The following is an 11,026-nucleotide window of genomic DNA, read 5'->3' on the forward strand; positions in this document are numbered from 1 at the left end:
TTTAGTTTCCCCCTACAATTTCTCTCAATTTTTCTTCAATTACATGTATGTCATCACCTTGAAGTGGACGTGGATCAATATCAAAGAATCCTTGTCTTACTCCGTAATCACGTGTATAGATTGCGATTTCCCCTTCGCGTAATGCTGTCACAACGTCTTTTGCCGATTTATTTAACTCTTTTTCGCTAATATGAATACGTGCTCTAAAGATTGCTCTTCCAGCTTCATCTTGAACGATCGTTACATTTACACCTTTTAATTCTTTTAGCGGCATAAGTACTTGTAGCAATTCTTTTTCTTGCTCACTTTTATCTTCTTTTACGCCGTACTCATCAAGCGCTTGAAGTAAGGCGAAAGTTGTTTCTTTCCCAACTTTCATACTTCTTCCGATGCAATGTAATTGCACTTTCAGCCATTCGATATATTTTCGTTTACCGCCAACAATACCAGAAGTAGGTCCTTCAATTGCCTTTGAACCACTATAAATGGCAAGGTCTGAATACTTCACATATTTTTGAATGTCTTCTTCAGCTGCCGCATCAACGATAAGTGGTACGTTATTTCGCTGCGCTACTTCCCATGCTTCTTCAACAGAAATCATATTTTTTTGCACTGCATGATGTGATTTCACATACAGAATCGCTGCTGTATTTTCACCAATTGCATCTTCAATATGCTCTGCTTTCCCTTCATTTGCGTAACCCACTTCAACAAGCTTACCGCCGCCTAAATAAATCATCGTTTCAACTGGAGCACCGTATTGAACGTTATGACCTTTTAACATAATTACTTCGTTTTTCGCGATTACTTCTTGATGAAGTCTTTCACTTTTACGGCGATTTCCTTCCGTCACGATACCAGCGATAGAAAGCGCAATGCCACTCGATGCTGAGTTCACAACGACCGCTGCCTCTGAATCTAGAATTCTCGCAATATGGTCTCCCGCTTTATCTACTAAATCAGCAATTTCCACATAATTTTGTCCACCATGTTTCATCGCATCCATAACTGTATCTGTAGGAGCGGATACACCTAAAATACTCATTCTACCGCTCGCATTAATTACTCTTTTTAATCCGTACTTAGCATTCAATGAATGACCCATTGATTACAACCCCTTTCGTATCAATCCTTCTTTCAGCAATGTGCTGATCCCCTTCTGAATCAATTAACGTAACCTTCTCATCTTTCACTGTAAATAAAGTTAAGTTTGCAATATCTCCTTCTTGAATGCGGCCAAGCTCTGGTTTTTTCAGCCACTCTGCTGCATTTTTCGTAACCGCGTCAATTACTTCTTCTAGCGGATAACCTAAGTAAAGGAATTTCGAAAGAACGTGAGCCATACTATACACGGGACCGTGTATACGATTCTTCCGGTAAATATCTGTACTAATTGTATTAAAAGCAATACCGTGATGCTTCGCCGCCTCTGCTACTTTAAAAGAAAAACTAGCATTACCGTGACCAACATCTAAATGAACACCACGATTCACTGCATCTAGTAATACAGGTAGCGGTTTGCCTTCTTCATCGAATAAATTATTTTCTTTCCCGTTTAAGTAATGTGTAATGACATCATCTTTTTCTAAAAGAGGTACAACTTCCTCAATGCGAGGAGGCGCTGAACCGATATGTACCATAATTGGTAATGATGTTTCACGAGATAAAGAGCGTGCAACATGAAGCGGTTCAATTCCGCTATCACAAACGACACTTTTACTCATTCTCGCCTTTAACCCAACGATTACATCTTTATACTTTTCTACTGCTTCTATTACTTTCTCTTTATCTATCCATTCCATATTGGATAATTCATCGATTCGTTTCAAACCGATACGAGAAATATTTAAAAAGGCAAATAAATTCGTTTTTACCTGCTCTCTACTTTTTACTAAATCTGCAATACGATCAGCACCGCAGCTACCCGCATCAACAATTGTCGTTACCCCTTGCTTAACGCCAATTTCATCCACCTCATCGCCATACGGATCAAACTCCGGAAAAGCATGAACATGTAAATCAATCCAACCACTCGATACGTAAGTACCAGAGTAATCAAGAACCTTTCCACCCTCGCCAGCACCAGCTTTCGTCACCTGTGCGATTTTATTATTTTCAATTACAATGTCAATCTCTTCCCCGTTCACACGTTTTACATTACGTAGTACGAATCGTTCTGTCATTGTACTTCCACCCTTTTCTATAAGAAGCCATAAGAATACGCTTACATTAAAGTTTCATTTTATATGTCTTTCACACGTTTAGCGTAACACAAAAAAAGGGAGAAGTAAATATAACGTTATAATGTTTGAAAGTGAATAAAAAGATGCTCCTCCAAAATGGTAATAGTATAGGAAATTATATCAACGATTTTTCAATTATATCTATCATAACTTACAATATATCAACGATTCGACAAGGAATATCGATTTACCGACAAAAAAACTTCAATTCCTTTCTTATATAAGAAAAGGCTGTCCCAAATGGCACAGCCTTTTTTCTCTATTCCTGAACCGTCACAATAACCCCATCCATATTGTTCCCGGAAATTTCATACTGCTTGTTTGCTGGAACGTTCACTTTCGTATTCTCAGAAACTTTATAATAAGAAACAGTATATTTCTTACCTTCTACTTCAGTTGAAACCTCTTTTTCCTCTTTTAAAAACTCTAAATATTCCTCTAGTGTGAAATTCTTTTTTTGCATAATTGCGCTATGAGGTAGGCCAACATAACGGATATGCCATGGCTCATATTGAATTCCAGTAATGTTACTTTTATTTTTCGGATAACGTAATACAAAGCCATGCTTCCATACGTTCTCTTCGATCCATTTTCCTTCAGGCGCTTTCTCCATCTTCTTTTGCGTTGATCCAACGTCTAGTGATAATCCTAAATTATGTTCACTATATCCTGCTGGAAGCGCGTAATCAGATCCCATTTCTTTATATAATTTACTTTGTTCTTTAAAATCTCGATACCCACTACTCATTAAGAAATGCTGTACGCCATCTTTTCCAGCCGCATCGACAACGTTCAAAAACTTTTTTACAACATACTTTGATAAACGAAGATTTCTATCAAATATTACGTAGCCTCTTACTAATTCACTATTATGATTTACATTTATAATATCAGACCTAATACTATCTTTTTTTACTGGATAATCCCTATTAACTAATAATAAATCACCCTTATAAATTTGTTCCTTCGTAATCTCTTTCCTCTCGGTATTTGCCGCCTTTACTAGCTCATCTTTTCCGACAATTTTAACATCGATTTCCTTTTGAAATAACGGTGATATATAAAAGCCTACACATACTGTGCATGCTATAAAAAAAGAAATAAATACCCACTTTTTCATTTCTAGTTCCTCCTTAACGTAACTTACGTATAGAATAGAAAAAACTATTAAAATAAAAAGTGGGGTAAAGTTTAAATTTTTATTAAATTGTTAAGTTCTCGTCTTTTGGCAATCGCACTTCAAACATTGTTCTAACTACATTACTTTCAGCAGAAATTGTACCGTTATGCTGCTCAACAATATTTTTCGCAATAAACAGTCCAAGGCCTGTCCCGCCACGGTTCTCAGTTCTCGATTTATCACCTGTATAAAACATATCAAAAAGATACGGTAAATCTTCTTCTGGAATGCTGTCTCCATAATTCATAACTTGTACGACAACTTCTCCATTATCGATATACCCATTCAGATCAACAAATTGCCCATCATATCCGTATCGAACGGCATTTGTTAACAAGTTTTCAAATACTCTAGCTAACAATTTTCCATCACCGTTAATTGGCAAATGAGGATCAATATTCAACCTAGCTTGTAAATGATGTTTCTCTAATAAAGGATACAATTCCTCATCTAACTGTATAAGTAGTTCACTTATATCAATCGGCTTTTTATCTAGCTTTAGCATGCCATAATTCATACGTGTAATTTCAAATAACTCATCAATTAAACTTTCGAGCCTTTGCGATTTCGTATATGCAATTGTGGAGAAATGTTTAATTTGTTCTTTTGTTAAATTCTCATCTTTAAGAATTAAATCTAAATACCCTAACACGGATGTTAATGGAGTTCTTAAATCATGAGCTAAGTTTACAACGAGCTGATCTTTACTACTTTCAGCAAAGTCTCCTCTTTCCACCGCTTCTTTTAACTTTTCACTCGCAACATTTATTTCACGTGCGATATCTCCAAACTCATCGTTTGATGAAACTTGAACTTTATTCGTAAAGTTACCGTTCGCAAGATGATGAATCCCGTTAGAAATCTCACTAAAATACTTTAAATACGGTTTTGTCAAAAAGAAGAAAAAGATAATAGATAACGGAATAAAGAAAATTAAAAAGAAGTTAATGTCTCCAACTTCCCTTACCACTGACCTAAATTGCGCTAAAGGCTCTTCATAGCGAACCATCGTTTTATAATACAGCTGCAATCCTTTATAAATTATATAAGTTACAGTTGCTGCAAGCACCATACTTAACGCAAATAAGGCAATCATTTTAAATCGAAAACTTTTCATCATATTAGCCATTGAAAGTATACCCTACTCCCCACACTGTTTTTATTAGCTTATCTTTTCTTTTATCTTCCCCAAGCTTTTTCCGCAACGTACGAATATGTACCATAACTGTATTTCCGCCTTCATAATAATCATCTGCCCATACTTGCTGAAAAATATTTTCCACATTATACACTTTCTTCGGATGGCTCGCTAATAAATATAAAATATCAAACTCTTTCGGCGTTAACTCAATTTGCTCTCCATAGACGTTCACTGTTCTTTGCTCAGGATCAATAATAACTCCGCCTACCTCTAAAGCAGATTTATTCCCCGCTACTTTCGGCTGATTTAATGTAAGAAACCTACGTAATTGTGCATTTACACGCGCAACTAATTCAATCGGTGTAAAAGGTTTCGTCATATAATCATCTGCACCTAATACAAGACCTGTCACCTTATCAAAATCAGACGTTTTCGCACTTAAGAAAATGATTGGCATATGGTGCTTCGCGCGAATTTGACGCGTCACTTCATACCCATCCATTTTCGGCATCATAATATCTAAAACCACTAAGTCGATTGGCTGCGTTTCAATAATATGAACAGCCTCTTCCCCGTCTGCTGCCTTCACGACGTGGTACCCTTCTTTTTCTAAATGTATCTCAATTAAATCAGCAATTTCTGCCTCATCATCCACTATTAAAATTGAAATGCGCTTCATTTTACTCCCCCTTTTATACGCTCGATTGTAAACTAGTCTATCCAATTTGTACAATACGAAAAGGTTACCCGTTAGAGTAACCTTTGTAAATAAAATTATATCAGCGATTTTCCAAATATATCGACCATAACTTGAATTATATCGGCGATTTCTCAATTATATCGACCGTAACTCGCATTATATCAGCGATTATTGAAATATATCGACTTACCGACAATTAACAACGAAATTCGCCCGCTACTTTAAAGACTCAAGTTACCGCTCCAAAACAATTCGCTGTTTCGTGATCTCCGCCAACCTTCCGTGGTCTACTTCATACTCAGCTTCAACACTTTGCGGCACCATAACTTTTCCGCCCTTAAGCGTCACTTCCGGCGAAATAATATCCTGCTCCCAATGTCTGCTAGAAGCAGATATATCGCCTGGAATCGTAAAGTTCGGCAATGAGGCAAGCGCAACATTTTGTGCTCTTGAAATCCCCATCTCCACCATACCGCCGCACCAAACGGGTATGTTGTGCTCCATGCAATAATTATGGATTTGAACCGATTCTGTTAATCCGCCCACTCGCCCTGGTTTAACGTTCACAATTTGGCAGCTACCAAGGGTAATCGCAACGCGTGCATCTTCTAAACTATGAATACTTTCATCTAAACAAATCGGCGTTTCAATTTTCTTTTGCAACTCCGCGTGATCAAGAAAATCATAATCGGCTAACGGTTGTTCAATCATCATTAATTGGAATTCATCTAGTCGTTTCAGCCTCTCCGTATCCCCTAATGTATATGCTGAATTTGCATCTGCCATTAGCGGGATATGCGGAAACTCTTTTCGAATCTCTTTCAATAATTCGTAATCATGCTCTGGCTTTATTTTCACTTTAAAACGCTCGTATCCTTCTTCTGCGTACTTCTCGATTTGTTTTAACATAACCGGAATCGTATTGATCCCAATTACAACGCCGACTTCAATTTCAGACTTCGTTCCGCCAAGCACTGTCGCTAACGATTTCTTTTGACACTTCGCATATAAATCCCAAACAGCCCCTTCAATTCCGGCCTTTGCCATTCGGTTTCTTTTTATATGTTGAAATAGACCCGGTACCTCATTCGGATGAGAAATTTCAGCCTTTAATAAATCAGGTATTAAAAAGTCTTGCAGTACATGCAGCGCCGTCTTCACCGTTTCTTCCGTATACCACGGTTCAGAGAACGCAACGACTTCGCCAAATCCAATGTACCCATCTTCATCTTCTAATTCAATAACGATACTCTCACGCTTTTCGTAAGTCCCGTAGCTTGCAGCAAACGGGATTACGAGTGGCATTTCTGTTATATGAAGTGTCGCTTTTTTTATTTCCACCTACATCTGCTACTAAAAATATAGACAAATGTATATTCTTAGAGTATTCCTGCTTCTACGTGCCCTGCCTCGCTAATCACTTGCTACTACAGTTTGCTGTGACACTCCACAGGCGTAAATTCCGATGTAGCCCACCGTACATATATACAATCTATTTACGTTAGTATTGTATATTTTTTTGCTTGTAAAAGGTTGATAGATGCATTTAAATCTCTATCCATTACATTTCCACAATCACATGTATATACTCGGTCAGACAGCTTTAAATCCGACTTTTTTTGACCGCAACATGAACATATTTTAGAAGATGGATAGAATCTGTCCACTTGCCGTAGTTCAATTCCATATTCCCTACATTTCGTTGATAACCATGTTTTAAAAGCATAAAAACATGGTTGCGCTACAGCTTTAGATAGATGTTTGTTCTTCATCATACCTTTCACATTCAAATCTTCTACTGTAATAAACATTGGCTTGGTTTTCACCACATCATTTACAATAGACTTTACATACGCTAATCGAATATTTGCTAGCCTAGCATGTAGCTGTTGCACCCTAAGAATATTTTTGTTTATATTCGCTCTTTTATTAGTAACAGGTTGTTCACCTCTCTTTCTTATATTTTCAAATTTGCGTGATAAAGAGCGTTGTTCACGTTTTAACCGTTTTTCTATCTTTTTTACTTGTACTGTTTTATTTATATTTTTGTGAGTTTTTCCATCGCTACGTACAGCGAAGTCTTTAATTCCCAAATCAATTCCTATACCTACTGCATTGAGAATTGAATTTGGTTTTACCTCTTTCACTTCACAGAGTATAGACACATAGTATCTTCCTGCTCTTTGATATACTGTACCACTTTTTACAGTTGTATTTTTTGAAATATATCCATACTCTTTTAACCTTATCCAACCAATTGTAGGGACTTTTACTCTATGTCTTTCTACTGTCCAATCTGTTTTGTTGTTTTTCGGAAAGTAGCACTTCACATCTTGCTTCTTCTTTTTTTATATCGTGGAAACTTAGATAAACCTTTAAAAAATCGCTTAAAAGCTTTATCTCCATTCATAATCGCTTGTTTTACCGCTTTGCTCGACACTTCTTTAATCCACTGGTCACACTCTTTTGTATGAATGTTGTTTAACCATTTAGAAAAGTCATAGCCACTAAGAAATTTCCCATCCGACTCATATGCCTCTTTATTTTTAGAGATATACAGGTTATATACATATCGACACACCCCAATAGTTTGACGGATTTTACTAACTTGTTCAGTTGTCGGTTTGATTTCTATTAAATATGCTCTTTTCATAAATCTTCATCCTCCGACATTTTCTTTTTGTATTTTCTCAACCCATATATTCTACCGCTAAATACATGAATGATAGATATTAAATCCTGCACAAGTTCTTCTTGAGGAGATAGTTTTTCATTGTTAACAATCATAATTTCCACTCCCATTTTACGAAGAAACTTTTCAAACCACTCATATCCAAAACGTACAAATCTATCTTTGTGTGCAATGATGATAGTCGAAATATTTCTTTCCATACAACTGTCAATCAGGTTATTCCACTGTTTTCTTTTGTAGTTTAATCCGCTACCAATATCTTTGATAACTTCATCTACAATCATCCCTCGTGCATTTGCGAATGTTTTTAAAAACTCAACCTGATTTTCTAAATCATCTTTCTGACCTGGATTTGATACTCTTGTGTAAATAACTACTTTGCCTACTTTATTTTCTTCTTGAATACCCATATATTCCTTATACTGTTCTTCTGTATAGTATCATCTTCCTTTTTGGTTTCGGTAAGCAGTTAAAACACCTTGATTGTCCCACCTTTGCAATGTCTTAACAGAGACATTAAGCATTTCTGAAAATTCTTTTGGTTTATATTGTTTCATAATTACTTTTTATTATATATGCCTACTTTTGTCTATGTTTTTGTTTACTGTTTCTTTCTCCTCCACTAATTCTCTTAACTCTCGTCTTAACAATTTTTTCGAAGCGTTACGTGGTAATTCCTCTAAGAAACATGCTTTCTTCGGCACTTTATATTTCGCTAATTTCTCCTCGCAAAAGTGAAGAATTTCTTCTTCTGTTACCGCCCCGCTTTTCACAACAAAAGCAGCGGGTACTTGTCCCCATTTATCATCAGTCATACCTACAACACCAGCTTCCGCTATCGCTGGATGGGACAGCAACACTTCTTCAATTTGAGCCGGATATATATTCTCTCCGCCAGAAATAATTAAATCACTGCGGCGATCTAATACGTATAAAAATCCTTCTTCATCTAAATAACCGAGGTCGCCAGTATGAAGCCATCCGTTTTGAATTGTCTCACGCGTCGCATCTTCACGGTTAAAATAACCGCCTGTTACGTTCGGCCCTTTTACTACAATTTCGCCTTCCGCATGTGGCGGCACTACTACGCCGTCTTTTTCAATACGAAGTTGGCACTGAAATAGTGGCTTTCCAGCTGATCCTACTTTCGTTAACATGTAATCTGCGGACAACGTACAAATTTGCGAAGACGTTTCTGTCATACCGTACGTTTGATACACAGGAATTCCTTTATCTACACATGTTTCGAGTAACGGTTTTGGCGCTGGTCCTCCGCCAAGTAACATACATCGTAAAGAAGAAGGATATGTTTCTTCTCCAAGTCTCTCTAATAAATCAGTTAACATTTTTGATACGACTGAAATAATCGTTACGCCTCTCGTTTGAAGTGCTGTATGAATAAAATCAGCATCATATTTCGGAACGAGTAAAATGCGCATGCCGTACATAATATTTTTCATTAGAAGAGATAACCCGCCAACATGGAACATCGGCATACACGCTAACCAGCAATCATCATCACGAAGTCCTAAATTAAGCGAAGAGCCAACCGCGCTGGCCCAGTGATTTCCATATGTTAAAATAACGCCTTTCGGTTTCCCTGTCGTCCCTGACGTATAAATAATCGTCATCGCTTCTTCTAAAGAGAATTCTTCTTGTATAGAGGCTTCCTCTTTTGGTCCATTCATCACTTCGGCGAATGAATAGACAGGAACATCTTTAGCATCAAATTCTTGATCGGTCACTAAACAAATAACTTCAGCATCATCCATTTGCCAAAGTAGCTCTTCTCTTGAAAGACGCGTATTTAAAAGCACAGCTACTGCTCCTACGTACGATAGGGCGTGAATAACTGTAATCATCTCCATACCATTTTTCATCAGAACAGCCACCTTTTCCCCTCGCTTCACTCCTACATGCGTGAGGTGTTCACAAACAGATACTACCTTTTCATGCAGCTGCATAAAAGTAACTTCCTTTTCCTCTATTTCAATTGCAGTACGATCTGGTGTTAAAAATGCACGTTGCTTTAACCAATTTGGCATCGTCTCCATCATACATTCTCCTTTCATGAAAGAAAGAGACTTGATGTGACATCAAGTCTCTTAGTTGTTTTGTTTCCGGTTTGATCATTTGGTTGCGACTCACTTTGTGGGCGAGCCGCTTCCGTCTAAGAACCTTAGTCAACGGGGCTAAACAGTCGGCTCCGCTTTTGATTTGATCAAGGGAAACGAGGGAATTGACCGAAGTCCGGACTGCGTTTTTCTTTGAATGCGTCGCGACCTTCTTTTGCTTCGTCAGTTGTGTAGTACAATAACGTTGCATCTCCAGCTAGTTGTTGAATACCAGCTAGACCGTCTGTGTCTGCGTTGAATGCAGCTTTTAGGAAACGAAGTGCCATTGGGCTGTTTGCTAAGATCTCTTGTGCCCATTGTACTGTTTCTGCTTCAAGTTGTTCTAATGGTACTACTGTATTTACTAAGCCCATATCAAGCGCTTCCCCAGCACTGTATTGACGGCATAGGTACCAAATTTCGCGAGCTTTCTTGTGGCCTACCATACGAGCTAAGTAACCAGCTCCGTATCCACCGTCAAAGCTTCCTACTTTAGGACCTGTTTGTCCGAATACAGCGTTGTCTGCAGCGATTGTTAAGTCACATACGATATGAAGTACGTGTCCTCCACCGATTGCATAACCTGCTACCATTGCGATAACTGGTTTAGGAATTGCACGAATTAGACGTTGTAAGTCTAATACGTTTAGACGTGGGATTTGGTCGTCACCTACATATCCACCATGACCACGAACTTTTTGGTCGCCGCCAGAACAGAATGCACGTCCACCTTCACCTGTTAAAATGATAACGCCAACATTTGCATCATCACGAGCTTGTGCAAAAGCGTCGATTAACTCCATTACCGTTTTTGGACGGAATGCGTTATGTACTTCAGGACGGTTAATCGAAATTTTTGCGATACCATTGTATGTTGAATAAATAATATCTTCGTAATTGCCTTCTTTTACCCATTCAATAGCCATTACAACTACCTCCTTGTATATTTCTGATCT

General features: G+C 37.7%; 8 protein-coding genes and 2 pseudogenes. All 10 read right to left on the minus strand.

The features are described from left to right. Position 1: 1 nt before the first annotated feature. The 10 genes and pseudogenes from ACXKY9_RS23715 to menB all read right to left on the minus strand — a co-directional run bounded on the left by ACXKY9_RS23715 (position 2) and on the right by menB (position 10,996). Positions 2 to 1,105, minus strand: a complete 1,104-nt coding sequence (locus ACXKY9_RS23715; protein WP_000510106.1) for a DgaE family pyridoxal phosphate-dependent ammonia lyase — start codon at positions 1,103 to 1,105, stop codon at positions 2 to 4. Beyond that, positions 1,083 to 2,183: an amidohydrolase/deacetylase family metallohydrolase gene (locus ACXKY9_RS23720; protein ID WP_000139960.1), complete on the minus strand. Its 1,101-nt coding sequence runs from the start codon at positions 2,181 to 2,183 to the stop codon at positions 1,083 to 1,085. Before ACXKY9_RS23720 ends, ACXKY9_RS23715 begins: the two co-directional genes overlap by 23 nt. Positions 2,184 to 2,502: 319 nt before the next feature. After that, complete coding sequence (locus ACXKY9_RS23725) at positions 2,503 to 3,363, minus strand: D-Ala-D-Ala carboxypeptidase VanY (RefSeq protein WP_000759395.1); 861 nt, start codon at positions 3,361 to 3,363, stop codon at positions 2,503 to 2,505. A gap of 82 nt (positions 3,364 to 3,445) precedes the next feature. Further along, positions 3,446 to 4,552, minus strand: coding sequence for a HAMP domain-containing sensor histidine kinase (locus ACXKY9_RS23730; protein WP_000002610.1), 1,107 nt, complete (start codon positions 4,550 to 4,552; stop codon positions 3,446 to 3,448). Continuing rightward, positions 4,545 to 5,243, minus strand: a complete 699-nt coding sequence (locus ACXKY9_RS23735; protein WP_000822518.1) for a response regulator transcription factor — start codon at positions 5,241 to 5,243, stop codon at positions 4,545 to 4,547. Before ACXKY9_RS23735 ends, ACXKY9_RS23730 begins: the two co-directional genes overlap by 8 nt. Positions 5,244 to 5,498: 255 nt before the next feature. Beyond that, the gene (menC, locus tag ACXKY9_RS23740; RefSeq protein WP_176887172.1) at positions 5,499 to 6,605 is read right to left on the minus strand and encodes an o-succinylbenzoate synthase; all 1,107 of its coding nucleotides are present in this window, start codon (positions 6,603 to 6,605) and stop codon (positions 5,499 to 5,501) included. A 155-nt stretch (positions 6,606 to 6,760) separates the two neighbouring features. Then, positions 6,761 to 7,917 (minus strand): annotated as a pseudogene (locus ACXKY9_RS23745) (RNA-guided endonuclease InsQ/TnpB family protein). Further along, positions 7,914 to 8,513 (minus strand): annotated as a pseudogene (locus ACXKY9_RS23750) (IS607 family transposase). The pseudogenes ACXKY9_RS23745 and ACXKY9_RS23750 overlap by 4 nt, the downstream one beginning before the upstream one ends. A 12-nt stretch (positions 8,514 to 8,525) precedes the next feature. Then, on the minus strand, positions 8,526 to 10,010 hold the full coding sequence (locus ACXKY9_RS23755) for an o-succinylbenzoate--CoA ligase (RefSeq protein ID WP_000449561.1): 1,485 nt from the start codon (positions 10,008 to 10,010) through the stop codon (positions 8,526 to 8,528). 167 nt (positions 10,011 to 10,177) lie between these two features. After that, entirely contained in the window at positions 10,178 to 10,996 is an 819-nt protein-coding gene (menB, locus tag ACXKY9_RS23760) for a 1,4-dihydroxy-2-naphthoyl-CoA synthase (protein WP_000963884.1), read from the minus strand. Positions 10,997 to 11,026 lie beyond the last annotated feature (30 nt).

Source organism: Bacillus sp. 2175, assembly GCF_057812155.1.

Bases quoted from the DNA above. Each gene is read 5' to 3' on its own strand.
- ACXKY9_RS23715 (WP_000510106.1), bottom strand. From the start codon at position 1,105: ATGGGTCATTCATTGAATGCTAAGTACGGATTAAAAAGAGTAATTAAT.
- ACXKY9_RS23720 (WP_000139960.1), bottom strand. From the start codon at position 2,183: ATGACAGAACGATTCGTACTACGTAATGTAAAACGTGTGAACGGGGAA.
- ACXKY9_RS23725 (WP_000759395.1), bottom strand. From the start codon at position 3,363: ATGAAAAAGTGGGTATTTATTTCTTTTTTTATAGCATGCACAGTATGT.
- ACXKY9_RS23730 (WP_000002610.1), bottom strand. From the start codon at position 4,552: ATGGCTAATATGATGAAAAGTTTTCGATTTAAAATGATTGCCTTATTT.
- ACXKY9_RS23735 (WP_000822518.1), bottom strand. From the start codon at position 5,243: ATGAAGCGCATTTCAATTTTAATAGTGGATGATGAGGCAGAAATTGCT.
- ACXKY9_RS23755 (WP_000449561.1), bottom strand. From the start codon at position 10,010: ATGGAGACGATGCCAAATTGGTTAAAGCAACGTGCATTTTTAACACCA.
- menB (WP_000963884.1), bottom strand. From the start codon at position 10,996: ATGGCTATTGAATGGGTAAAAGAAGGCAATTACGAAGATATTATTTAT.